The organism is Streptomyces sp. NPDC059743, assembly GCF_042732975.1.
Classification (GTDB): domain Bacteria; phylum Actinomycetota; class Actinomycetes; order Streptomycetales; family Streptomycetaceae; genus Streptomyces.
Genome location: NZ_JBHWGS010000004.1, coordinates 23434 through 48384, shown reverse-complemented (window position 1 = coordinate 48384; position 24951 = coordinate 23434). Strand labels below are relative to the sequence as shown.

The 24951-nt window shown below is 71.6% G+C and carries 20 protein-coding genes; 10 read left to right on the top strand and 10 right to left on the bottom strand.

Annotated features, from left to right (window positions below; genetic code table 11):
• Window positions 1-76: 76 nt before the first annotated feature.
• The 4 genes from ACFV6H_RS08425 to ACFV6H_RS08410 form a co-directional block, all read right to left on the bottom strand.
• Complete coding sequence (locus ACFV6H_RS08425; RefSeq protein ID WP_003959706.1) at window positions 77-451, bottom strand: RNA polymerase-binding protein RbpA; 375 nt, start codon at window positions 449-451, stop codon at window positions 77-79.
• Window positions 452-705: 254 nt separating this feature from the next.
• A complete protein-coding gene (locus tag ACFV6H_RS08420; protein ID WP_385539864.1) occupies window positions 706-2085 on the bottom strand; it encodes an MFS transporter in 1380 nt (459 codons plus the stop codon).
• Between the two features lie 44 nt (window positions 2086-2129).
• Entirely contained in the window at window positions 2130-2894 is a 765-nt protein-coding gene (locus ACFV6H_RS08415; RefSeq protein ID WP_385539862.1) for a glycerophosphodiester phosphodiesterase, read from the bottom strand.
• A complete protein-coding gene (locus tag ACFV6H_RS08410) occupies window positions 2891-3634 on the bottom strand; it encodes a YitT family protein (RefSeq protein WP_385539860.1) in 744 nt (247 codons plus the stop codon). Before ACFV6H_RS08410 ends, ACFV6H_RS08415 begins: the two co-directional genes overlap by 4 nt.
• A gap of 34 nt (window positions 3635-3668) precedes the next feature.
• Between ACFV6H_RS08410 and ACFV6H_RS08405 the strand changes: the two genes are divergently transcribed.
• On the top strand, window positions 3669-5168 hold the full coding sequence (locus ACFV6H_RS08405; protein WP_385539858.1) for a PLP-dependent aminotransferase family protein: 1500 nt from the start codon (window positions 3669-3671) through the stop codon (window positions 5166-5168).
• A 39-nt stretch (window positions 5169-5207) separates the two neighbouring features.
• Here ACFV6H_RS08405 and ACFV6H_RS08400 read toward each other — a convergent pair whose 3' ends face one another.
• Together ACFV6H_RS08400 and ACFV6H_RS08395 are read right to left on the bottom strand one after the other, a co-directional pair.
• Entirely contained in the window at window positions 5208-6815 is a 1608-nt protein-coding gene (locus ACFV6H_RS08400; RefSeq protein WP_385539856.1) for a hypothetical protein, read from the bottom strand.
• Between the two features lie 40 nt (window positions 6816-6855).
• Complete coding sequence (locus ACFV6H_RS08395; RefSeq protein WP_066952367.1) at window positions 6856-7050, bottom strand: hypothetical protein; 195 nt, start codon at window positions 7048-7050, stop codon at window positions 6856-6858.
• Between the two features lie 253 nt (window positions 7051-7303).
• On the opposite strand from ACFV6H_RS08395, the gene ACFV6H_RS08390 reads away from it, so the two are divergent.
• From ACFV6H_RS08390 to ACFV6H_RS08365, 6 genes are all read left to right on the top strand, one after another.
• Window positions 7304-7696: an ankyrin repeat domain-containing protein gene (locus ACFV6H_RS08390; RefSeq protein ID WP_384777000.1), complete on the top strand. Its 393-nt coding sequence runs from the start codon at window positions 7304-7306 to the stop codon at window positions 7694-7696.
• Between the two features lie 399 nt (window positions 7697-8095).
• A complete protein-coding gene (locus ACFV6H_RS08385; protein WP_093602862.1) occupies window positions 8096-9496 on the top strand; it encodes a hypothetical protein in 1401 nt (466 codons plus the stop codon).
• Window positions 9497-10194: 698 nt separating this feature from the next.
• A complete protein-coding gene (locus tag ACFV6H_RS08380; protein ID WP_384976334.1) occupies window positions 10195-11313 on the top strand; it encodes a glycosyltransferase family 4 protein in 1119 nt (372 codons plus the stop codon).
• Window positions 11310-12482, top strand: coding sequence for a glycosyltransferase (locus tag ACFV6H_RS08375; protein ID WP_093602858.1), 1173 nt, complete (start codon window positions 11310-11312; stop codon window positions 12480-12482). The genes ACFV6H_RS08380 and ACFV6H_RS08375 overlap by 4 nt, the downstream gene beginning before the upstream one ends.
• Before the next feature lie 509 nt (window positions 12483-12991).
• Window positions 12992-13873 carry an SGNH/GDSL hydrolase family protein gene (locus tag ACFV6H_RS08370; RefSeq protein ID WP_093604865.1) on the top strand — a complete coding sequence of 294 codons (882 nt, stop codon included), beginning with the start codon at window positions 12992-12994 and terminating at the stop codon, window positions 13871-13873.
• On the top strand, window positions 13870-17472 hold the full coding sequence (locus ACFV6H_RS08365; RefSeq protein ID WP_385539852.1) for a hydantoinase B/oxoprolinase family protein: 3603 nt from the start codon (window positions 13870-13872) through the stop codon (window positions 17470-17472). Before ACFV6H_RS08370 ends, ACFV6H_RS08365 begins: the two co-directional genes overlap by 4 nt.
• Here the strand turns inward: ACFV6H_RS08365 and ACFV6H_RS08360 are convergent.
• Genes ACFV6H_RS08360 through ACFV6H_RS08345 form a run of 4 tightly spaced genes read right to left on the bottom strand, consistent with a single transcriptional unit; the run spans window position 17454 to window position 21136 of the window.
• Complete coding sequence (locus ACFV6H_RS08360; RefSeq protein WP_385539850.1) at window positions 17454-18404, bottom strand: biotin-dependent carboxyltransferase family protein; 951 nt, start codon at window positions 18402-18404, stop codon at window positions 17454-17456. The genes ACFV6H_RS08365 and ACFV6H_RS08360 overlap by 19 nt on opposite strands.
• Window positions 18401-19072, bottom strand: a complete 672-nt coding sequence (gene pxpB, locus ACFV6H_RS08355; RefSeq protein ID WP_385539848.1) for a 5-oxoprolinase subunit PxpB — start codon at window positions 19070-19072, stop codon at window positions 18401-18403. The genes ACFV6H_RS08360 and pxpB overlap by 4 nt, the downstream gene beginning before the upstream one ends.
• The gene (locus ACFV6H_RS08350) at window positions 19069-19833 is read right to left on the bottom strand and encodes a LamB/YcsF family protein (RefSeq protein WP_385539846.1); all 765 of its coding nucleotides are present in this window, start codon (window positions 19831-19833) and stop codon (window positions 19069-19071) included. Before ACFV6H_RS08350 ends, pxpB begins: the two co-directional genes overlap by 4 nt.
• 25 nt (window positions 19834-19858) lie before the next feature.
• Window positions 19859-21136 carry an MFS transporter gene (locus ACFV6H_RS08345; RefSeq protein ID WP_385539844.1) on the bottom strand — a complete coding sequence of 426 codons (1278 nt, stop codon included), beginning with the start codon at window positions 21134-21136 and terminating at the stop codon, window positions 19859-19861.
• Window positions 21137-21283: 147 nt separating this feature from the next.
• Between ACFV6H_RS08345 and ACFV6H_RS08340 the strand changes: the two genes are divergently transcribed.
• The 3 genes from ACFV6H_RS08340 (at window position 21284) to ACFV6H_RS08330 (ending at window position 24950) form a co-directional block, all read left to right on the top strand.
• The gene (locus tag ACFV6H_RS08340; protein WP_385539842.1) at window positions 21284-21997 is read left to right on the top strand and encodes a GntR family transcriptional regulator; all 714 of its coding nucleotides are present in this window, start codon (window positions 21284-21286) and stop codon (window positions 21995-21997) included.
• 116 nt (window positions 21998-22113) lie between these two features.
• The gene (locus ACFV6H_RS08335; protein ID WP_385539840.1) at window positions 22114-23628 is read left to right on the top strand and encodes a hypothetical protein; all 1515 of its coding nucleotides are present in this window, start codon (window positions 22114-22116) and stop codon (window positions 23626-23628) included.
• A gap of 440 nt (window positions 23629-24068) precedes the next feature.
• Window positions 24069-24950 (top strand): hypothetical protein, encoded by an 882-nt coding sequence (locus tag ACFV6H_RS08330; protein WP_385539838.1) that lies wholly within the window; start codon window positions 24069-24071, stop codon window positions 24948-24950.
• Window position 24951: the final 1 nt, after the last annotated feature.

Below are 24951 nucleotides of genomic sequence, written 5' to 3'. Positions count from 1 at the left end.
CCGCGGCACACATGGTGTGACGCGGCCCGCGGCTCTGTGCTGTTGTCTCGCTTGTCGTATGCGATCGGTTACGCGGTCAGGCGGACTTCCGGCTGTCCCGCGGGTGCACAGCGATGTTCATGGCGCCGGAGCGCAGGACGGCCAGCCTCTCGGCCAGCACCTCCTCCAGCTCCTCGCGGGTGCGCCGCTCCATGAGCATGTCCCAGTGCGTACGCGCAGGCTTGCCCTTCTTCTCTTCGGGACCATCCCCGTCCACCAGGAGTGCCTGGGCGCCGCACGCCTTGCACTCCCACTCCGGCGGAATTTCCGCCTCTACCGAGAACGGCATCTCAAATCGATGGCCGTTCTGGCATGCGTACTCCACCGCCTGGCGCGGGGCCAGATCGATGCCGCGGTCCGTCTCGTAGCTGGTAACCACGAGTCGCGTGCCGCGGAGAGCTCGCTCACTCATGAATCGTGCCTCCCGGGCTTGTCGCCCACAGGACAGGTGTCGCTGTCGTCGTCATCCGGTCAACGTCCGGTCGGCGGTAAAGATTCCCGTTCCGAGTCATGCGTCGCCCGTCGTGCCGCCCTTGTTGTACCCACCAGCGCCCGGTTTGTCACATCTAACAGGAGATGTCACCCAGCGATTCCGATTCCCGCATACGCAGTAACGGTCCGCCTGGCAGGCCAAACGCGTACACTACCGCCCTTTCACTTCAACGTCTAAATCCGCTCCGGTACGGGATTTCCCGCGGCCATGATCGCCCGGCCGACCGGGACCCTCGCCAGCAGGCCGAACCCGAGCACGAAGAAGACCACCAGCGAGATGATCGCATCCCGGTAGCTGCCCGTGAGCTGATACGCCAGCCCGAACACCAGTGGTCCCAGCCAGCTCAGCCCGCGGTCGCTCATCTCGTACGCGGAGAAGTACTCGGCCTCCTTGCCGTGCGGTACGAGATGGGAGAAGAGCGAACGGGACAGCGCCTGGCTGCCGCCCAGCACCAGACCGATCGCCGAGGCCAGCAGATAGAACGCCACCGGTGCGTCGGCGGGCAGGAAGTAGCCGGCCGCGAGGATCAGCGTCCAGACGGCCAGTGAGGCCAGGATCGTGCGCTTGGCGCCGTACACCCTGGCCATCCGGCCCATGCCGAGCGCACCGCCGACCGCCAGGATCTGCACCAGCAGCACGGCGGTGATCAGCGTCGTCTGGTCCAGGCCCAGTTCCTCGGAGCCGTAGATCGAGGCCTGTGAGATCACCGTCTGGATACCGTCGTTGTAGACGAGATAGGCGAGCAGGAACGAGAGCGTCAGCGGATGGCGCCGCATGTCCCGCAGCGTGGCCATCAGTTGACGCCAGCCCGCTCCCACCGCGCCCTCGCCCGCGGAACCGCCGCCCTCCCGCGCGATCTTCCGGTCCCGCAGCCGGCGCAGCGGCACGATCGTGAAGGCGCCCCACCAGACTCCGGCGGAGGCCAGACAGATCCGTACCGCTGTCGACTCGGAGAGACCGAAGGACTCATGGCCGGTGTAGAGCACCAGATTGAGGACCAGGACCAGCGCGCCAGAGGTGTAGCCGAACGCCCAGCCGCGCGAGGAGACCGCGTCGCGCTCCTCGGGCCCGGCGATCTGCGGCAGATACGCGTTGTAGAGCACCATCGACACCGAGATCGAGGCGTTCGCCACGATCAGCAGCAGCGCGCCCAGCAGATAGCGGTCGCCGTCCAGGAAGAACATGCACGCCGTGGCGGTCGCGCCCAGATACGCGGCGGCGGCCAGCAGCGGCTTCTTGCGTCCCGTACGGTCGGCCACCGCGCCCACCAGCGGCATCACCAGCACCGCCACCACCACCGAGACGGAGACCGCGTACGCGAAGACCGAGCCCGCGCGCACCGGTATGCCCAGCGGCCGGACGAAGCCGTCGGCGTCGGCCGCGGCCTTCGCCACCGAGGTGAGATAAGGGCCGAGGAAGACCGTCAGCACACTCGTCGAGTAGACGGAGCACGCGAAGTCGTAGAAGTACCAGCCGCGTTGCTCGCGTCTGCGGTCCGCCGTCCCGTCGGTCCGGTCCACGGCGGTCTCAGCGGTCACCCCGGGTGTCCTCATTTCTTGCGTGCCTTGCGTGCCTTGCGTGCCGACGCCACGCCCGGTCAGTGCCAGGCTCCTCGCGCGGTCAACACCGTGCGCAGCGCTTCCAGTTGATCCGTCATGATGCCATCCACGCCGAGATCGAGCAGCGCCTCCATCCGATCCGGTTCATTGACCGTCCAGACATGGACCTGAAGGCCGCGCGCGTGTGCCATACGGACGAAGCGCTCGTCCACCACCCGGATACCGCTCTGTGTCTCGGGAACCTGTGCGCACACGGCGCCGGGACGGACCGGGGCCGGGATTCCGTACGAGCGCAGCCGCAGGCCCAGCACACCGCGTACGCCGTACGAGGTGGCCAGCCGCGGGCCCGCGAGCCGGGCCGCGCGGGTCACTCTGGCCTCGGAGAACGAGCCGACGCACACCCGGTCCCAGCTCCCGGTCCTGCGGATCAGCTCGACCAGCGGGACCAATGCGGGAGCGGCCTTGATGTCCACGTTCCAGCGCGCCTCGGGAAACTCTTCGAGCAGCTCCTCGAAGAGCGGCAGCGGCTCGCTGCCCGCCACCCGTGCCCGGCGCACCTCCGTCCAGGGCAGATCCACGATCCGGCCGCGGCTGTCGGTCACACGGTCCAGAGTCGCGTCGTGGAAGGCGACGAGCCGGCCGTCCGCCGTGGAGTGCACATCGGTCTCGAAGTGGCGGTAGCCGAGTCCGGCGGCGCGCCGGAAGGCCGCCGCGGTGTTCTCCAGACCGTCCGCCGCGCCGCCGCGATGGGCGAACGGGATCGGAGTCGGCCGGTCGAGATAGGGGTGGGGTACGCGAGTCACCGCCGCAGTATGGCCCGCGCCGGTGTCCCGGCGGCGACGGCCGTACTGCCGGTGCCCGCCGTCGGGATGGCGAAGACGCGCAGGAAGAGCTGGGCGAGCGGTCCGATGGCCAGGGCGTAGGCGATCGTGCCGATGCCCACCGAGCCGCCGAGCACGAAGCCGGTGGCGACGACGGCGACCTCGATCGCCGTACGGACCAGCCGCACCGAGCGGCCGGTCAGCCGGTGCAGGCCCGTCATCAGACCGTCGCGCGGCCCGGGACCGAACCGGGCCGCTATGTAGAGCCCGGTGGCCACTCCGTTGAGGACGATGCCGGTGATCAGCAGCGGTATACGGGTGGTCAGGCCATGGCCGTCGGGAACGAGCGCGAGCGTGGCGTCCATCGCTATACCGACCGCGAAGACATTGGCGACCGTGCCCGGTCCCGGGCGCTGCCGGATCGGGATCCAGAGCAGCAGCACGACCGCGCCCACGATGATCGAGACGACGCCCATGGTCAGTCCGGTCAGCTCGGAGAGCCCTTGGTGCAGCACACCCCAGGGCTCCAGCCCGAGCCCGCCGCGCACCAGCAGCGCCGCGCTCGCTCCGTACAGCGCGAGACCGACGGAGAGCTGCGTCACCCTGCGGGTGAGACGCCGGGCGGGACGCCGGGCAGGGCGAGGGAGATTGGACACGACGCGGCCCCTTGATGCGATGGTGGACTGGTACGCGTCACTCTGTGGCTGGCCGATCGATGCCATCCATGGCCAATTCAAGGAAGGTGGACTGATTTTCATGGCGCAGTGGACCTCGGCCGTCGGCGCGGCTCAGCTCGCGCGGCAGCTCACCACCCAGCAGCCCACGCCCGCGGGCCCCGGCACCCGCAGACCGCCGGCCTACCGGGCCCTCGCCGACGGCATCCGGCTGCTGGTCCTCGAAGGGCGCGTTCCCGTCGCCGCGCGGCTGCCCGCGGAGCGCGAACTCGCCCTCTCCCTCTCGGTGAGCCGTACGACCGTGGCCGCCGCGTACGAGGCGCTGCGCGCCGAAGGCTTTCTGGAGTCCCGCAGAGGTGCCGGGAGCTGGACCGCCGTACCGGCCGGCAATCCACTGCCCGCGCGCGGACTCGAACCGCTGCCGCCGGAGTCACTGGGCTCGATGATCGATCTCGGCACCGCCGCCCTGCCCGCTCCCGAGCCCTGGCTGACCCGGGCCGTACAGGGCGCGCTGGAGGAGCTGCCGCCGTACGCGCACACCCATGGCGACTATCCGGCCGGGCTGCCCGCGTTGCGGCAGATGCTCGCCGACCGGTACACCGAGCGCGGCATCCCGACCATGCCCGAACAGATCATGGTCACCACGGGCGCGATGGGCGCGATCGACGCGATCTGCCATCTCTTCGCGGGCCGCGGCGAGCGGATCGCGGTGGAGTCGCCCTCGTACGCCAATATCCTCCAGCTGATGCGGGAGGCGGGCGCCCGGCTGGTGCCGGTCGCCATGGCGGAAGGGCTGACCGGCTGGGATCTGCCGCGCTGGCGCCAGGTGCTGCGGGAGGCCGCGCCTCGGCTCGCCTATGTGGTGGCCGACTTCCACAATCCGACGGGCGCGCTGGCCGACGAGCACCAGCGGCGGCAGCTTGTCGACGCGGCACGCTCGGCGGGCACGGTACTGGTCGTGGACGAGACCATGTCGGAGCTGTATCTCGACGCGGATGTCGATATGCCGAGGCCGGTCTGTGCCTTCGATCCGGCGGGCAGCACGGTTCTCACGGTCGGCTCGGCCAGCAAGGCGTTCTGGGCGGGGATGCGGATCGGCTGGGTGCGTGCGGCGCCGGATGTGATCCGGTCGCTGGTCGCGGCACGCGCGTACGCCGATCTCGGCACTCCGGTGCTGGAGCAACTCGCCATCAACTGGCTGATGCGGACCGGAGGCTGGGAGAACGCGGTCGCCCTGCGCCGGGTCCAGGCGCGCGAGAACCGGGACGCGCTGGTGGCGGCGGTACGCGAGCAGCTGCCCGGCTGGGAGTTCGAGGTGCCGCGCGGCGGGCTGACCTTGTGGGTGCGTACGGGCGGACTCTCCGGCTCGCGGCTGGCCGAGGTGGGCGAACGCGTCGGTGTACGGGTGCCGTCGGGGCCGCGCTTCGGGGTCGACGGCGCGTTCGAGGGATACGTACGGCTTCCGTTCACCGTGGGCGGCCCGGTCGCCGTCGAGGCGGCGGCCCGGCTGGCGGCGGCGGCGCGGCTGGTGGAGACGGGCGCGAGCACGGGAACGGACGCGCCGCGCACCTTTGTCGCGTAACGGAACGGAGAGGAGACGAAGGGCCCTCAGCCCTCGCCCTCAGCCCTCGGCCGGCACCTGACGGCCGATCGGCCCTGACGCCTGCGGTGACTCGACCGTACGGTGCGGCATCTGCTCCTGCTCGGGCACCCGCTCCCGCGCGAGAGGCTCCGGCAGGAGTTCCAGGACGGCACGGCGGTGGGCGTCGCTCGTGCCGTCGTCGTACGGGTCCGGCGTCGCCGGGACCTGGAGCCTGAGCACCGGGCCCGCACCGAGCCGCGCATAGCCTCTGCCGGGTGGGACGTCCGGCGTGGGCGTGGTGTGCGGCGGCGCCTCGAGTACCGCTTCCACCTGCGGCGCCGCGACCGGCCCGAGGATCACCCGGGCGCGCGTGTGGCTCCGTACGGTCTCGTCGAGCGCGTCCAGACCGTCGAGCTGATCGGCCACCACCACGGTGATATGGACGGTCCTGCCGTGCCGCAGCGGTACATGGAGCAGCTCCTGCGGATCGCGCCGTCCGTCGGCCGCCGCGAGATGCCCGAAGACGCTCGGCCGGTCCACCAGGATCCACAGTGGCCTTCTGGCGTCCTCGGGCACGGGTCGGCCCGACTGGCGGGCGTTGTTGGCGGCGATCAGCCGCCGCTCCGTCTCGTTCGCCGCCCATTCGAGGCTGGAGAGCGCGCCGGCCAGTCCGCACTCCACGGCGAGCACACCGGTGCGTCCGGTCAGAGCGCCGAACTCGCCGGTGCCGCTGCCCTCCACGATCAGTACGTCCCCGTGCGCGAGGGCCTGGAGGGCGATGGAGCGCAGCAGAGTCGTGGCGCCGCTGCCCGGTGTCCCCGCGACCAGCAGATGGGGCTCCGTCGAGCGCGGTCCGGTCCGCCAGAGCACCGGAGGCGCGTCCCGCCTTCCGTCGCGCGCGAGGACCGGCACGGTGCGCGGCACCGCTCCGTCGTCGGTGAAGCCGAGGACGGTCTCGCCGGGAGCGGTGATGAAACGCTGGGCGGCGATGGCGGTGGAGAGAGCGGGCAGGACGGTCATCACCAGCTGGTTGGCCTCTTCCTGCCAGTCGAAGTGATACTCCCGGCCGCGCCCGGACTTGGCGTACAGCAACTGCTCGATCCGGGCCCGCGCGTCGGGCTCGCCGTCGGTGAAGTACGGAGGATAGGCGAGCTGGAGCCGGATGATCCGTCCCTCGCCGTCGAACGCGTGCTCGACGAACGCCGTGCTCCAGTCGCCGCCATGGGCGAAGAGCGGACTCGGGTCCTCGGGAACGGAGAGATACGGCACCAGTGCCTCGTAGAGGGACTGGAGTCGTTTCGCCTCCGCTTCGTCGGGCCCGGTCCGCGCCGGCGGCGTTCGGTCGCGTCCCTTCCAGGCGGCCACGGCCATCACCGTGATCAGGGCCAGCATCGGCCCGTACGGGATGAGCGCGGTCACCAGGACACAGGCCGCGACCAGGAACAGCGCGGGACCGCGCCGGTCCTTGGGCGTACCGGCCCACTTCTGGCGCCCTGCGGCGGCCAGCAACCGCAGACCACGGGTGATCGTGATCAGCGGATGGAGCACGTCGGTGGCGCCGTCGGCGGCTGTACGGGCCATCTCGCGCCCGCGCGCGATCCGGTCGCTGCCGCTGCTCAGAATGCGGGGGAGTGGTCGCCGGGCCACGTCTGTCTCCTGTTGGATGCGGAAAGAGGATGGGCGGGAGTCAGAATTTGATCCCGCCCAGAAGGCCGGCGAGGCTGGCGCCGCCGGCGGTGATGCTCGGGGCGATGGCGGTGCCCGCGAGATAGAAGCCGAACAGTGAGCAGACCATCGCGTGCGAGGCCTTGAGTCCGTCCTTCCGGAAGAAAAGGAAGACGATGATTCCGAGCAGCACGACGCCCGACATGGAAAGAATCATGAGGGTTCTCCTGGGAGAGGGGACAGTCACCATGAGTTCTTCCAGAATCACCGCAAGTATCTATGCGACAAAAGGTGCAAATGAGTGAAATGTCAGGTATTTCACTGCACTGGTCCATGAGGTGCCGCCGCCCGGCCGGGACGCCGTACGTCCCGTCTGCGGCGGGCGCCGGGGGCCAGTACCCTGTCGGTTCACTCGTATGGCGTCAACGAGCTGTACGTACCAGGTCAACGACGTGAAAGGTGGTCCACCGATGAGCGAAACCCCGGATCCCGAGGTGGTGGAGCTGGCCACGAGGATCTTCGACCTGGCCCGGCGCGGCGAGGCCGAGGCGCTCGCCGCGTATGTCGACGCCGGTGTGCCCGCGAATCTCACCAACGACCGAGGCGACTCCCTGCTGATGCTCGCCGCCTACCACGGCCACGCGCCGGCGGTGGCGGCCCTGCTGGAGCGCGGCGCCGACGCGAGCCGGCCCAACGACCGCGGCCAGACGCCGCTCGCGGGCGCGGTCTTCAAGGGCGAGGACGAGGTCATCAGGACGCTGCTCGCGGGCGGCGCGGATCCGAGGGAAGGGAGCCCGTCCGCCGTGGATACCGCGCGAATGTTTGGGAAGACGGACCTTCTGGAGCTGTTCGGCGCCAGGTGAGAGACGTCGTAAATGTGGTCGCGGTGGCGAAATGGCTGGGTCATCATGACGTCGGGCCCGCAGTGGGCCACCGACGAGAGGCAGGAAAGATGGTCTGCGTTGAGCGGGAGACGACGGGCGGCCGAACATGTTGTCGCACGGCCTAGGCCGTGTTTCAGAAGTAACGTCGTCCGCCCCCAGGGCGGGCCCCGCGGCGTCCGGTGCGTGCGATCGCAAGGCGGAGGATCGCTCGCGTACTGGACGTACTCGGGCGACTCCGACAACGCGGCGAGCGTGCGTGCCGGGCGTCGCGGGGCAGACGGGACTTCTGAAACACGGCCTAGGCCCAGAGGGTCGGCGCCGGTTGCGGCGCCGCATCACACCCCGGTTGCGTCAACAGCTTGATGTGAGGCTTTTCCCATGTTCGATCCAGTCATAGCGCCGAGCGGCACTCTGCTCGGCCTGTTGCAGAGGGGCCGCGGCGACGGCACGCTGCACGCGCTCGCGGCGCCCCGCGCGGAGGCGCTCGCCGCCCTCAACCACTGCGTACTGAACGACCCCCGGCACGACTGGCAGGTCGAGAACCGGTCGCTGTACTACGCGCGCCTGTATCTGGATCTCCACGGCGGTCTCGACGCCATCGAGCACCATCTCTTCCTGGCCGAGGACCACTTCGACACCGAGGAGTCACGGACCGGGCTCGCGCTCGCCGTGCTCGGCCATCTCGCCTCGTACGGCAGGCGCGACGCCCTGGAACTGCTCCGGCGCTACGCGGCGACCGGCTCGAACTGGGCCTGGGCCCTGGACGAGCTGGCCCTGCGCGACGACGACACCGGTCTGCGCTCGCTGGCGCTGCCGGTCCTCGCCAGATTCCCGGCCACTCCCGAGGGCGACACCGAACTGGCGACCGCCGTACGCGACGCCTTCGAGCCCCGGCCGTGGCGGCTCTGGGCCGACGATCCGCGGCGGGAGATCGGCGCCCGCATCAGGGCCGCCGGTGAACAGGGCTCCTTCGACCGCTGGCAGCGCCAGCTCCGGCCGAGCGGCCCACGGCCCGGCTGGAGCGTACAGGCCGTCTTCGACTGGGCCCAGCAGGCCCTGGAGCGCGGCTCGGTGCTCCATGTGCCCGCCGCACGCTGTCTGAGCGCGGTCGCCGGGCCCGAGGACCGCCCGATGATCATCGAGGCCGCCCGTGGCGGACCCGACGGCGCCCGATGCGCGGCGCTCCACTATCTCGCCGAGGCGGCCGATCCCGTCGTCCTCGATCTGATCGAAGCGGCGGTCGGCGCGGACCGTACCGTCGCCGACGCCGCGGTCTCCGCCTTCGAGCGGATGTGCGGCGAGGAGGCCGTCGACCGGGCCCGCGGCTGGGTGCACCGGCCCGACGCCCTCGGCGCGTCCGCCGCCGGTGTGCTCGCCGGGCGCGGCGGCACGCGCGACACCCAACTGGTGCTGGGCGCGCTGCGCGAGACCGTACGGGCCGACGGGCCCGACGCACCAGGACTGTGGACACTCGTCGACGGCACCGGCCGCCTCGGCATTGTCTGCGCGGCTCCCGTACTGCGCCATGTCTACCGCGAGACCACCTCCTCACACCTGCGCGGCCGAACGGCACGCGCGCTCGCCGCGACCGATCCCTCCTACGCGACCGGTTTCGCCGTCGAATGCCTCTGGGACTGCGAGGAGACCACCCGAGAGGTCGCCGCGCTGCACGCGGAGACCGGGGACGTACGGGTGGCGGAACGGCTACGGAGGCTGGCGGCGGACCCGGCGGAGGAGGCGGAAGTCCAAACGGCGGTCCGCAGCCGACTGGCCTTTTGATTGAGGGCTCGGTTCGCCTCCGGGCGCTTTCTGCCACTGTCGACGGTCGACCGTGCTCGACCCCTCGTACCTCGGGGCCTCCGCGCGCTCTCCCTTTCGACAGCGGCGCGCCCTTCGGCTCACTCGCCGGCGGCCGTGTGCAGCCAGAACGTCTCTGCAACCCGGACCCGTCCGGGCTGGCCGTTCCGTCCTCAATCGCCGGACGGGCTTGGTGGGTGCCCGGACCGGACGGGAAGCCGGGGTCCGGGCGGGAGGGGGTCGGGGTCGGAGGAGGTGCGTGTCCGGACACTAAAGCGTGATTTGTGCCGCACACGAAACCCGCACCAGACAACCGGTCCGCACGCGGCGTAAATCATGCCGTCCGGACATGTACCTCCGGAGGCCCCGGCACCCGCACCCACCACGCACCCGGCCCCGCGCCGCAGGCGCGTAAAAGCCCCCGCCGCACGGCGGCCCCCGCTGGGGGGCGCACCCCGCACCCACCACCGCACCGGCCCCCCGCCGGGAGGCGGCACCGCGCCGCAGGCGCGCACCGCACCGCCCACCGGGACGCGGGTACCGATCCGTGAGCGCGCGCACACCCTCCGTGCATCACGCCCGCCCGCCGCAGGCGACCCGCGTCCAATGCTCACGGGACGTTCCCCACGCGGAAAGATCCACGTTGGCAGGGACACGCTCGGTAGGACGACAACACGAATATGCGTGTCGTCATAGTTACCGAGTCCTTCCCACCGGATGTCAACGGCGTAGCCCACTGCGCCCTCCAGACCGCCCGGCACCTCGCCGTGCGCGGCCATGACCCGCTCGTCATCGCTCCGGCAGTCGCCGGTGATGCCGAGATCGACGCACCGTGCCCCGTGGTACGCGTGCCCTCCGTACCGCTGCCCGGCTATCCCCAGGTACGGGTGGCGCTGCCCAGCCGGCGCGTCGCGGCGACCATCGCCGCGCACCGCGCCGAGCTGGTCCATCTGGCGGGACCGTTCGTGCTCGGCGTGCGCGGCATGACGGCCGCCTCACGGCTCGGAGTCCCCGCCGTCGCCGTGTACCAGACCGATCTCGCCGGCTACGCCCGTACCTATGTGGGCGCGGGCGAGGCGGCGGCCTGGCGCCGGATCCGTACCGTCCACACCGCGGCCGACCGCACCCTGGCACCGTCCAGCGCGGCCGTACGCGACCTCGCCGAGCACAACATTCCGCGGGTACGGCTCTGGCCGCGCGGCGTGGACACCGTACGGTTCCGGCCCGAGTTGCGTGACGAGGAACTGCGCCGTCGGCTCGCGCCCAACGGCGAGCTGATCGTCGGATATGTCGGCCGGCTGGCGCCCGAGAAGCATGTCGAACTCCTCGCGGGCGTCTGCGAGCTGCCGGGCGTGCGGGTGGTGATCGTCGGCGACGGTCCCAGCGAGACCACGCTCCGGAGCGCGCTGCCCGGCGCGGTCTTCCTGGGCCGTACGACCGGCGACGCGCTCGCGCGTACGTTCGCCTCGTTCGACGTGTTCGCGCACACCGGACCGTACGAGACCTTCTGTCAGACCGTGCAGGAGGCCATGGCCAGCGGCGTACCGGTGATCGCGCCCGCCGCGGGCGGACCGCTCGACCTCGTCGCCCACGGATACACCGGCACGCTGGTGAAGCCGCACGACGCCGACGCCGTCACCGAGGCCGTACGGGACCTCGCCCATGCTCCCGCGCTCCGTGAGGCGTACGGGCAGGCGGCGCGCACCACCGTGGAGGGCAGGACCTGGGCCGTCGTCGGCGACCAGCTTCTGGGCCACTACGACGAGGTGCTCGGCGCGCGCACGGCGGTGGTCGCGTGAGCGGCTTGCGCATCGTACGGCTGGCGAACTTCGTGACCCCGGCCTCGGGCGGGCTGCGTACCGCGCTCCAGGAGCTCGGCAGCGGCTATCTCGCGGCCGGGCACGAGCCAGTGCTCATCGTGCCGGGCGAGCGGGAGTCCGACGAGGACACCGTGCAGGGACGGGTGATCACCCTGCCGGGTCCCGTCATCCCCGGCACCGGCGGCTACCGGGTGCTGACCGCCCGGAAGCGGCTGCGGCAGGTGCTCGAATCGCTCGGGCCCGACCGGCTCGAAGTCTCCGACCGGACCACGCTGCGGTGGACGGGCGAGTGGGCGCGGCGCCATCGCGTTCCCTCGGTGATGGTCTCCCACGAGACGGCGGACGGAGTGCTGCGCACCTGGGGCGTACCCGGCGTCGCGGCCGGACGGACCGCGGACCGGCTCAACACGCGCAGCGCGTGGGCGTACTCGCGGATCGTGTGCACCACCGAGTGGGCGGAGCGCGAGTTCCTGCGTATCGGCGCCCGCAATGTGGTGCGCGCGCCGCTCGGCGTCGATCTGACCCGGTGCAGGCCGGAGCGGCGCAGCGAGGCCCTGCGCGCCCGCTACGCGCGCGGCGCGGATGTGCTGCTGGTGCTCGGCTCCCGGCTCTCGGTGGAGAAGCGGCCGGGCGCCGCGCTGGACGCGCTCGCCGAGCTGCGGGACCGAGGCGTACGGGCCGTGCTGGTCGTCGCGGGCGAGGGCCCGCTGCGGGCCGGACTGGTCCGCAGGGCCCGGGCCCAGCGGCTGCCCGCGCTCTTCCTCGGCCATGTGGCCAACCGCGAGGAGATGGCCGATCTCCAGGCAGCCGCGGACATCTGTCTGGCGCCGGGACCGGCCGAGACCTTCGGACTGTCGGCCCTGGAGGCGCTCGCCTGCGGCACACCGGTCGTCCCGAGCGCGTCGTCGGCGCTGCCCGAGGTGATCGGGGACGCGGGAGTGGCCGCCGTGGACAGCGCCGTGTCCTTCGCCGACGCGATCCAGGAGCTGCTGACGCGCCCGGAGGAGGACCGCCGCGCCGCGGCCCGCGCCCGCGCGGAGCTCTTCAGCTGGGACAACGCGGTGGCCGGATTCCTGGCCGCGCACGATGCCCCGCTGCTGAACAAGGTGCCCTCGCAGATCCGCCGGCCGGACGGAGCGCAGAGATGACCACGGGCGCGGACATCGCGGAGTCGCTGCCGGGCGGAGAACGCACCGGCGAGGACTCGGACACGGTGCCGCGCATCGTCGTACGAGGAGGAGAACAGCCCATGGCCCCGGCGGAGGCGGCCACGCAGACGTCCGTCGGTGAGACGCCGACGAAGCCCGGTGCCGTCGCGTCGACGGCACCGGCCCGGCCGCTCCCGACCGCCGCGCAGACCCTCGGCCCTGTCGGCGCCGTCGGCACGGGTCCGGTGCTCGCCGACGAGACGCTCGCAGGACCGGTGCTCCCCGGGCAATCCCCGGTGGAGCCCGGCCCTGCCGGTGCCGCGGTCCTCGCCACGAAGGACGGCTCGCCGGGGGCCCGCGGCGGCGGTGCTGTTGACGGTGCCTCGGCGGTCCAGGCGGCACCGTCGGAAACGCGGGAGGCTCCCGGCGTCGGGACACCGGCCGTGGCCACGCCCGGGCCCGAAGCGCACGGCGGCGTCGGCCTCCGTAAGGAGGGCGTCGTCGCGTCCGTGCGGGCGTTGCGGTTCGCCGCGCTCGGGGACTCGCTGACCGCCGGGATCGGTGATCCCGTGGACGGCGGATGGCGGGGCTGGGCCGCGCTGCTCGGCGGGGCCCTCGGGCCCGCCCGGCCCGCCGGTGCCGAGGGCGAGAGCGGCGTACGGTTCCACAACTTCGCCGTCAGCGGCGCGCTGACCCGCGATGTCGACGAGCAGCAGGTCCCGGCCGTCCTCGACTTCGGGCCCGACATCGCGTCCGTCGTCGTCGGCGTCAACGACACGCTCCGCTGCGCCTTCGACATCCAGGACATCGCCCAGCGTCTCGACCGCGTCTGCGCCGCCCTCGCCGCGCGCGGGGCCGTCCTGCTGACCACCTGTCTGCCGGATCCGGGGACCATGCTCGGGCTGCCTCTGCCGCTCGCCCGGCCGCTCGCCCGGCGGCAGCGCGCGCTCAACGCCGTCGTACACGCCCTGGCCGCGCGGTACGACACCGTCCATCTGCACATGGCCGACGCCGCCTGGGTCAACGACCGGTCCCTGTGGAGTGCCGACCGGCTGCATCCCGGCGAGCGCGGCCACCGAATGATCGCCGCGCGTTTCCACGCGCCGCTCGCCGCCCGGGGGCTGGCCATCGGCCCGCCGCCCTCCCTGACGGCCGATCAGCCCTCGCCCAGCCGCGCCGCCGTGATGCGGTGGCTGGCGACCAAGGGAGCGGCCTGGGTGGCGCGCCGCTGCCAGGACCTCCTGCCCGAGCTGCTGCGACTCGCGGGGGACGAGCTACGGCACTGGGCCCGCGGCACCAGCGCCCGTCTCGACGTCCATGCCGAACAGGCGCTCTCCCGCGCGCTCGCCACCCTCTCCCCGGGCGCTCCCCGCGCGAGAATGGGGGAATGACCGGGCGCTGGGAATTCTGGATCGACCGGGGCGGCACCTTCACCGATGTGGTGGGCAGGCGCCCCGACGGAGAGCTGGTCACCAGGAAGCTGCTCTCGCACCATCCCGAGCGGTACCGGGACGCGGCGGTCGCCGGTGTCCGGCTGCTGCTCGGGCTCGGTCCGTACGATCCGGTCCCGGCCGACCGGATCGCCGTCGTGAAGATGGGGACGACCGTCGCCACGAACGCGCTCCTTGAGAGACGTGGTGAGCCGACCGTCCTCCTCATCACCGAGGGCTTCCGCGACGCCCTGCGGATCGCGTACCAGAACCGGCCACGGCTCTTCGACCGCAGGATCGTGCTGCCCGAAGCGGTGTACGAGCGTGTCATCGAGGTTCCGGAGCGGATCGACGCGCACGGCGTGACCGTACGGCCGCTCGAACTGGACACCGTCACCGAGCGGCTGCGCGCGGCCCACCGGGACGGCTTCCGCAGCGCCGCCGTCGTCCTGATGCACGGCTACCGCCACTCCGCGCACGAGAGTGCCGTCGCCGAGGCCGCCCGCGCGGCCGGATTCACCCAGGTGAGCTGTTCGCACGAGGTCAGTCCGCTGATCAAGCTGGTGCCGCGCGGCGACACCACCGTCGTGGACGCCTATCTCTCGCCGATCCTGCGCCGCTATGTCGACGAGGTCGCCCAGGAACTGCGCGGTGTCCGGCTGATGTTCATGCAGTCCAACGGCGGGCTGCGGGAGGCGGCCCACTTCCGCGGCAAGGACGCCGTGCTCTCGGGACCGGCCGGCGGAGTCGTCGGTATGGCCCGTACGGCGCGGCAGGCCGGCTTCGACCGGGTCATCGGCTTCGACATGGGCGGCACCTCCACCGATGTCTCGCACTACGCGGGCGAGTTCGAGCGGGAGCTCGGCACCCAGGTGGCCGGTGTCCGGATGCGCGCTCCGATGATGAACATCCACACCGTCGCGGCGGGCGGCGGCTCCGTCCTCCACTTCGACGGTCAGCGCTATCGCGTCGGCCCCGACTCGGCGGGCGCCGTGCCGGGCCCGGCCTGCTACCGGCGCGGCGGCCCGCTCACGGTGACCGACGCCAATGTGATGCTCGGCCGCGTCCAGCCCGCCCACTTCCCGGCGGTGTTCGGCCCGGACGGCGACCGGCCGCTGGACGCCGAGGTGGTACGGCGGCGCTTCGAGGAACGCGCCGAGGAGGTACGGAAGGCCACCGGCGTCAGCCGCACTCCCGAGGAGGTCGCGGCCGGCTATCTGGAGATCGCCGTGCTCAATATGGCGAACGCCGTCAAGAAGATCTCCGTACAGCGCGGACACGACATCACCCGCTACGCGCTCACCAGCTTCGGCGGCGCCGGCGGACAGCACGCGTGCGCGGTCGCCGACGCCCTTGGAGTCGACACGGTGATCGTGCCGCCGCTCGCCGGAGTCCTCTCCGCGTACGGCATCGGGCTCGCCGACGCCACCGCCATGCGCGAGCAGTCCGTCGAGGCCGAGCTGACCGAGCGGGCCCTGCGCCGGGTGCGTGAGCTGTGCGACTCCCTGGCCGGGCGCACCCGCGCCGAGCTGCGCGCCGACTCCGTACCGGACTCCGCGATCAGCACGCGCGCACGTGTGCTGCTGCGGTACGCCGGTACGGACGCCAGTCTGCCGGTCGCCCTGGACAGCGTCCCGGCCATGACGGCGGCCTTCGAGGGCGAGCACCGTGCGCGCTACGCCTTCACCATGGACAAGCCGCTGGTGGTGGAGGCGGTCTCGGTCGAGGCCGTGGGCACCTCGGGCGCGCATCTTTCGTACGCGCCCCGGCCCTCGGAGAGCCGGTCCGGCGAGGCGGAACCGTACGCCTCCGTAAGGATGTTCAGCGAAGGCCGTCTCCACGACACTCCGCTGTACCGCCGCGAGGAGCTGCGTTCCGCCGACACCGTGACCGGGCCCGCCGTGATCGCCGAGTCCGACGCCACGACCGTGGTCGAACCGGGCTGGCAGGCGCGCGCGGGCGAACTGGGCCATCTGCTGCTCACGCGCGTACGGCCGCGTCCCTCGCGCGTCGCGGTCGGTACGGACGTCGATCCGGTGCTGCTTGAGGTGTTCAACAACCTCTTCATGGCGATCGCCGAGCAGATGGGCGTACGGCTGGAGAACACGGCCCACTCCGTCAACATCAAGGAGCGGCTCGACTTCTCCTGCGCGCTCTTCGACGCCGAGGGCAATCTGATCGCCAACGCGCCGCACATCCCGGTCCATCTGGGATCCATGGGCGAGTCCATCAAGGAGGTGCTGCGGCGCAACGAGGGCACGCTGCGGCCCGGCGATGTGTACGCCATCAACGATCCGTACCACGGCGGCACGCATCTGCCCGATGTGACGGTCGTGACTCCGGTCTTCGACGAGGTCGGCGCGCAGGTGCGGTTCCTGGTGGCCTCGCGCGGCCACCACGCCGAGATCGGCGGTATCACTCCGGGCTCCATGCCCGCCTTCAGCAGGACCGTGCACGAAGAGGGCGTGCTCTTCGACAACTGGCTGCTCGTCAGGGACGGCTGCTTCCGTGAGGCGGAGACCAGGCGGCTGCTCACCACCGCGCGCCATCCCTCCCGCGATCCCGACACCAATCTCGCCGATCTGCGCGCCCAGATCGCGGCGAACGAGAAGGGCATCGCCGAACTCGCCCGTATGGTCGACCAGTTCTCGATCGAGGTCGTACAGGCCTATATGGGACACGTACGGCGCAACGCGGAGGAGTCCGTACGCCGGATCGTCGCCGGGCTGCACGACGGCTCGTACCGCTACACGACCGACGGCGGCGCGGTGATCGAGGTGGCGCTGAAGGTCGACCGGGCGGCGCGCGGCGCGGTGCTGGACTTCACCGGCAGCTCGGCGCAGCTCCCGGGCAACTTCAACGCACCGAAGTCGGTGGTGATGGCCGCCGTGCTCTATGTCTTCAGGACGCTCGTGGCCGACGACATCCCGCTCAACAGCGGCTGTCTGGAACCGCTGGAGGTCCGCGTACCGGAAGGCTCGATGCTGGCGCCCGTCTATCCGGCGGCGACCGTCGCGGGCAATGTGGAGACCTCGCAGGCGGTCACCGGCGCGCTCTACGCGGCGCTCCAGGTCCAGGCCGAGGGCTCGGGCACCATGAACAACCTCACCTTCGGCAATGACCGGGTGCAGTACTACGAGACGGTGGCCAGCGGCTCCGGCGCGGGTGACGGCTTCGACGGCGCCGATGCCGTCCAGACCCATATGACCAACTCCCGGCTCACCGATCCCGAGGTGCTGGAGTGGCGCTTTCCGGTCCGCGTCGACGCCTTCGCCGTACGGGACGGCAGCGGCGGCGCCGGGCGGTGGCACGGCGGCGACGGTGTGGTGCGGCGCATCCGCTTCCTGGAGCCGATGACGGTGACGCTGCTGACCGGGCACCGTAAGGTCCCGCCGTACGGCATGGCGGGCGGGCGGCCGGGAGCGCTCGGCCGCAACGCGGTGGAGCGCGCGGACGGTACGGTCACACCGCTGCGAGGCGTCGACTCGGCGGAGCTGGGCCCGGGCGATGTGCTGGTCATGCGCACGCCGGGCGGCGGTGGTTACGGCACGGCGCCCTGACCGCGTCCACCGCTGGTTTGCCCATGGCGTGTGAGGACGGCGGAGAACTGTCCTGGCCGCGCGGCGCGCGGAGCGCTCGGCACGAACCGTACGGGTGTGCCTGGCGCCGCCTGGGCCGCCGCCGGGAGATCCCGTTCCATGACCACCGCGGCCACCGGATAACCGCCGGTGGTCGGATGGTCGGACAGGAACACCACGGGACGGCCGTCCGGAGGCACCTGCACCGCTCCCGTCACCACGCCCTCGCTGGGCAGTTCGTCCCGTACGGCACGCTCCAGCGGCGGGCCCTCCGTGCGCAGCCCGATGCGGTTGCTCGCGGACGAGACGTGGTAGACACGGGTGACCAGAGTGCGCAGCGCCGCCGCGGTGAACCAGCCGTCGCGCGGGCCGAGCCGTATCCGCAGCACCAGTTCGGCAGGCGGAGCGGGCACCGGCGTCCAGTCCACCGCCCCGGGCCGGCCCGTCGAAGGGCCCAGCGGAATGACCTCGCCGTCGCGCAGCGGCGCCGGGCCGAGGCCCGACAGCAGATCCGTGGAGCGGCTGCCGAGCACCGGCTCCACCGCGATCCCGCCGCCGAAGGCCACATAGGCGCGGACACCGCGGACCGCGGGACCGATGTCGAGGACCGCGCCCGCCGGGACCCGTACGGCCGCGCCCCAGGCCACGGGCCGTCCGTCGACGGACACGGCGCACGGCGCGCCCGTCACCGCCACGACCACCGGACAGCGCGGCCGTACCGCACAGCCGTCGAGCGTCGTCTCCAGCGCCGCCGCGCCCGCAGGATTGCCCACCAGCCGGTTGACCAGCCGCAGCGCGGGCAGATCGAGGGCGCCGGAGCGCGGCACGCCCAGATGGGCATGTCCGTACCGTCCGGAGTCCTGCACCGTGGTCAGCGCGCCAGCACGGACGACCGCGAAGGCCCGGTCCGTCATCGGGCCGCGCCTTCGTTGTCTTCGTCGCCTACGTTGCCTACGTCTTCGTTGTGCTCGTCCACCGGCGTGAACCGTACCCGTGCGCCGGGCGTGAGCAGCGCGGCGGGCGCGCGCGCCGGATCCCACAGGACGGCATCCGTCGTTCCGATGAGCTGCCAGCCTCCCGGGGAGGCGCGCGGATACACACCGGTGTACGGGCCCGCGAGCGCGACAGAGCCTGCGGGCACCGCCGTACGCGGAGTGGCTCTGCGCGGTACGGCATACCGCTCGCCGAGCCCGGTCAGATAGCCGAAGCCGGGCGCGAACCCGCAGAAGGCGACACGGAATTCGGCCGTCGAGTGGATCCGTACGACCTCCTCCTCACGCACTCCCCACAGCGCCGCGACCTCGGCCAGATCGGGACCGTCGTAACGGACGGGCAGTTCGACGGTGTCCGTCACACCGGCGCGCGCCGGCGCGATCTCCCAGCCGGCCAGGCCCGCGGCGAAACCGGCCGGATCGTCAAGACCGTCCAGCAGTACGGTCCGCGCGGCGGGCACGATCTCCCCGACCGGCGGCAGAGTGCCCTCGGCGCGGCGGCGCAGCAGCTCGGCGTGGAGCGCGGCGGTCTCCTCGCCGTCGGCCAGCTCGACCAGCAGCGCCCGGTCGCCGACCGGCAGCGTCCTCATACGAAGGCCTCCACCCGCACGCCCGCGGCCTCCAGTTGACCGCGGACGCGACGGGCGAGATCGACGGCGCCCGGTGTGTCGCCGTGCACACAGAGCGAGCGGGCACGGACGGCGACGGACTGCCCGCACCGGGAGGTCAGCACACCGAACCGTGCCATGGAGACGGACCGTTCCACCACGGCCGCCGGATCCGTGATCACCGCGCCGTCCTCACCGCGCGGCACCAGCGTGCCCTCCGGCGTGTACGCGCGGTCGGCGAACGCCTCGGTGACGACGGGCAGTCCGGCCTTCTCCGCGTGCTGATGCAGCCGGGAGCCCGGCAGTCCGAGCAGCGGCAGCCGCTCGCCGGTCAGCAGGACGCCCTCCACGACGGCCTCGGCCTGCTCCTCGTCGCGCACCACCCGGTTGTAGAGCGCGCCATGCGGTTTGACATAGGCGACCCGGGCGCCCGCCGCCCTCGCGAACACCTCCAGCGCGCCGATCTGATAGGCGATCTCGGCGGCCAGCTCGTCCGGCGGCACATCCATGGACCGCCGGCCGAAGCCGGCCAGATCGCGGTACGAGACCTGGGCGCCGATCCGTACTCCGCGCTCGGCGGCCCAGTCGCAGACCCGCCGCATGGTGACCGCGTCCCCGGCGTGGAAGCCGCAGGCCACATTGGCGCTGGTGACGACGGACAGCAGTTGCTCGTCCTCCGTCAGCCGCCAGCGGCCGAAGCCTTCGCCGAGGTCGGCGTTGAGATCGATGGACGCCCAGGTCATGGAGTCACCTTCCGATCGGATCGGGTCAGAGCAGTTCGCGGCCACGTGTCTCGGGCAGCCCGAGCAGCGCGAGTACCGCGAGACCGTAACCGACGGCGCCGAAGACCAGCGCGCCGCCGACTCCCCAGCTCGTGGCCAGAAAGCCCACCAGCGTGGGGAAGACCGCGCCGACGGCACGGCCGGTGTTGTACGTGAATCCCTGGCCCGTACCGCGTACCGCCGTCGGATACAGCTCACTGAGGAACGAGCCGAAGCCGCTGAAAATGGCCGACATGCAGAAGCCGAGCGGGAATCCGAGAAGGAGCAGCAGCCAGTCGGCCGTGTCCGGGATATTGACATAGGTGAGGATCGCGAGAGCGGAGAGCACCGCGAAGATCGCGACATTCTTCTTCCTGCCGAGCCGGTCGGTGAGATAGCCACCGGTCAGATAGCCGGTGAAGGCCCCGGTGATCAGGAAGGTGAGATAGCCGCCGGTACCGATGACGGTCAGGCCCCGGTCCGACTTGAGATAGGTCGGGACCCAGGTGGCGAGCGTGTAGTAACCGCCCTGGACGCCCGTGGACAGCAGCGTCGCGAAGAACGTCGTACGGAGCAGGTCGCCGCGGAAGATGGCGGTGAACGAGCCCTTCTCCGTGCTGGTCCTGCGCTGTTCGGCCGCCGTCGGCGCGTCGCTGACGTTCCGTCGTACGTACACGATCAGCAGGGCGGGCAGCGCGCCCGTCCAGAACATCACGCGCCAGGCGGTGTCCGCGTCGAGGAACTGGAACACCAGTGTGTAGACGATGACGGCGAGCGCCCAGCCGGCCGCCCAGGCGCTCTGGACGGCGCCGAGCGTACGGCCGCGGTGTCTGCCGGAGGCGTACTCCGCGACCAAGATCGCGCCGACGGCCCACTCGCCGCCGAAGCCGAGGCCCTGGAGGGCGCGGAAGACCAGCAGAGTCTCGTAGTTGGGCGCGAATCCGCAGAGCACCGTGAAGACCGCGTAGGTGATGACGGTGATCATCAGGGCCCGTACCCGGCCGATGCGGTCGGCGAGCACTCCGGCGATCGCTCCGCCCACGGCGGAGACGACCAGGGTGACGGTGGTGAGAAGTCCGGTCTGGCCGCTGTCGAGACTGAAGTAGGCGGCGATCGCCACCATGCTCAGCGGCAGGGTGAAGAAGTCGTAGGAGTCGAGGCCGTAGCCGCCGAACGCGCCCGCGAACGCGCGGCGCCCTTGCGGCCCCAGGGCCCGCAGCCAGGCTAAGGCGCCGGTGTTCTCGGGGAGTTCGTCCTTGGTCGGACGTGCTTGGGCCGTGCTCATCTGCACCTCGCAGGAGGGTGAGTGTGCTGGGACCGTGAGCTGATTTGACGGTAGAGGATCGTTCAACGATCCGACAAGAGTTTTGTTGTTTCGTTCTTGCTTCTACGATGAGTCCTGTACGCGAACGGACATCAGGGAGAGGCTGCTGTGGGGACGACGAGCGGGGCCGAACTCGGCGAACTGGCGGACGACCGACCGCTGCTGGGCCGTACCAGTACGGCGGAGCGGGTCGCGGACATCCTGCGCACCCGTATCGCGGAGGGATACTTCCAGCCGGGCGAGCGCCTTTCGGAGGAGACCATCGGCAAGGCGCTCGCCGTCTCGCGCAACACGCTGCGCGAGGCGTTCCGGCTGCTCACGCACGAGCGGCTGCTCGTCCATGAACTCAACCGCGGAGTCTTCGTACGGGTGCTCGCGGTCGAGGACGTCGAGGACATCTACCGCACCCGCCGGCTGATCGAATGCGCCGTCGTACGAGGGCTCGACGGGCCGCCGTTCCCGGTGGGCGGACTGGAGAAGGCGGTCTCCCAGGGCGAGCGGGCCGCCGAGGAAGGGATCTGGAAGGGCGTCTCGACGGCGAACATCCACTTCCACCGGGAGCTGGTCGCGCTGGCGGGCAGCGCGCGCACCGACGAACTGATGCGCGGAGTCCTGGCCGAACTGCGGCTCGCCTTCCATGTGGTGGACGATCCGCGCGGACTGCACGAGCCGTATCTCCTGCGGAACCGGCAGCTTCTGGAGTCGCTCAAGTCGGGCGACCAGGACGGGACGGAGCGGATGCTCGCGGAGTATCTGGACGACTCCCGCGAGCGGCTCGTGGAGGTGTACGCGGGAGCCGTGGCGGACGAAACGGCGCCTTAGCGGCGGCCTGGCGGCGCAGTAGCGGCGCTCCTGTGGCGCCTCTTGCGGCCGGTTGCGCGGCGGTCGCTTCCGCACTGTTTCGACCGATGTCAGTGCGAGGACCTAATCTGTGCACCGTGACTTCGCCTGCCTCGACGGACTCCGTTCCGGCCCAGCTCAGCGCGGGGCCGCGGCTCGCGCAGGGCCCGGCCGCCGACGAAGGGCTGGCGCGTCGGCTGCGCGCGCTCGCGTGCACCGCGCCGCTGCACGACCTGGACACCCGCAAGGCCAATCTCGCCGGGGAGTACGCCGTCTACGGAATGGCGGAGGTCGCCCTCGCCGCCATCGATCTCGTCACGCTGAACATGGACTTCGACACCGGCGCGGACCACGAGCAGATAGTGGGCCGGCTGCTGCCGCGCGTCGCCGCCCAGGCACCGGGCCGCCCGGCCGCCGAGCACGAGCGGGTCGCCCGCTGGGTGCTGGAGAATCTGATCAACGTCGGCAGCGTGGACCGCGGCTTCCGCGCGGTGTACGGCACCTTCGGCACCGACGGCGTCTACACCCGCAGGGATTACGACTTCAAGCTCATCGAGGAGGTCCCGGGACACGGCGGCAGCGTTTATCTCCGTACGACGGACGAAGCGGTCAATGTCCTGGTCGGCGCGCTCGACACGGATGTCACCAGCGCGCAGATCGCCGCCGAGGTCAAGCTGGAGGTGCTGATCAACCGCGGTCGGCTCGCCGACGCCCAGCTCGCCGCCGAGCAGGCGCGCTACCGCACCGTGCAGTACGCGGAGACGCTGCGCAGGACGCTGGAGGCGACGCGCCGCAATGTACGGGCCGTCGACTGGCTCAACTCCGTTCCCGACATGATCGACGAGGCGCTCGACCATGTCGCCGACCGCTACCGCCACGAGAACGCGATCCTGACCAATATCCGCAAAGCGCGCGACGAGGCCGAGACCGGCGCCGATCCCAGAACGGCGGAGCACAAGCGGCGCGCCGCCGAGCTGGTCGACATCGTCAAGGACTGCATCCGCCGGCACACCCAGCTCCAGTCCCGGCTGCTGGAGGCGGGCCCGCTGTTCCGCGCGGAGCAGGACAGACAGGCCTTCGCCCGGCCCACGGCCCATACCGGCCTGGACCTCTACGGACAGCTCGTCGCGCCGCTGCTGCCGCTGCCGGTCGAGCGGGCCACGCGCGTGACGGACGCGTTCTTCGCCCGTGGCACCGGGCTGCGGACGCCCACGGCCGTCCGGGTCGGAGATCTGATCGACCTGCTGCTGACGCCTCCGGTGGAACGCGAGCATCTGGGCGCGGAGATGCCCGAGCCCGATCTGATCGCGACGCCGGACGACAGCCGCTTCAGCGAGGAGCAGCTCGCGAGCGCGAAGGAGCTGCTCGACCTGGAACACGACGCGCCACGCCGCCTGTCCGGCCTCCTGGCGGAGGCCCGCCGCCGCGATCCGGAACTGCCGTATCTGGTCGCACTGCTGGCCATCCACGCCGCGAGCCCACCGGTCGGCACGGCACACCGCCAGGGCGAGGACCGCCTCCTCTTCGCCGTCGACGACGGCACGCCGCTGGAAGACCCGGAATTCGGCGGAGCGGACCTGATAGTGGGCGTAGCGCGGCTGGAGGCGGCGTAGTGGGCTGTCCTCAATCGCCGGACGGGCTGGGTTTTGCCGGGCGGCGCCGGGGTGCGCCTGCGGCGCGGGGCCGGTGGTGGGTGCGGGGGCCGGGGCCTCCGGAGGCACATGTCCGGACGGCATGATTTACGGCGCCCTGAGGCGTACGAAGCATCACGCGGCCTGGCGCCACAAATCACGCTTTAGTGTCCGGACACGCACCTCCTCCGACCCCGTCCCCCTCCCGCCGCATGTCCGGTGCCGGGCCGCATATCCAGCCCGTCCGGCGATTGAGGACGGAACCGGTGACCCCGGCGCCGGGCACCCCCTCGCTCGGGGTTCAGCCCGTGGACCACATCAAGCCCGTCCGGCGATTGAGGACGAATCGGCCACCGGACGAACCCGGTGATCCATGCACCCGCGCCCACCACATACCCGTACAGACCAGGAGCCCGCACCTCGTGAGCGAGCAGTACCCGCCGGAAAGCAGTAGCGGCGCCGAGACCGGCGCCATCCCCGCGCCCCTTACACCCGCAGACGCCGCCGACGCCGCCCGGCTTGTTTCCTTTGGGCTTCAGCCCAAGCTGCTGCCCGCCCGCGACATCGAGTACACCGAACTTCTGCGCCGCTACCGCGAGGACCCCGCCTTCGCGCGCGTCGCCGATGCCGTCGCCACCGGATTCGGCCTCGTCGTGCTGGAGGTCTCGGCTCGCGCGGGTATGGCTGTGACCGCCGGTGAGGACTCGGTCTTCGCGGTGCGTATGGGCGACTACGCCCGCCGCGCCTCCACCGACTCCGCCGACCGCTTTCTGCACGGCCTCGCCCATCTCGCCGTCGCGGCCATGGCGTTCCCCCGGCCCGAGGATCTCGCCGACGACGGTTACATCGGCCGGATCACGGTCAACGGCGTCGACGCGTTCGTACGGCAGGCCTGCCGCCGGCTGGAGGAGCGTGCCGAGGCGGAGGGGGAGAACACCGATCCGTCGACCGACGCGCCCGGCCTCGAAGCCGCCTGGCGGATCTACGCACGGCGCAGCGCCACCGGTGCCACCAAGGACGCCCGCAGGCTCGCCGGATCGACCACCGGCATCGTCGGCAAGGCGGTCGCGTTCCTCACCGACTCCGGTTTTCTCCAGCGCACCGGTGACGACGCCGGAGGCGCGTACCGCACCACGGCCCGCTATCAGCTCCAGGTGCGTGACATGGCGGGCCACGCGGCCATGGCCGAGCTGCTCGAACTGGGCGTCGTGCCCGTCAGCGACGGCTCGGCCACCCTGCTGCCGCCGCCCGAGGGCGACGATCTGGAGCTGGCCGCCGACGCGGGCCTGCCCTTCCACGCCTGAC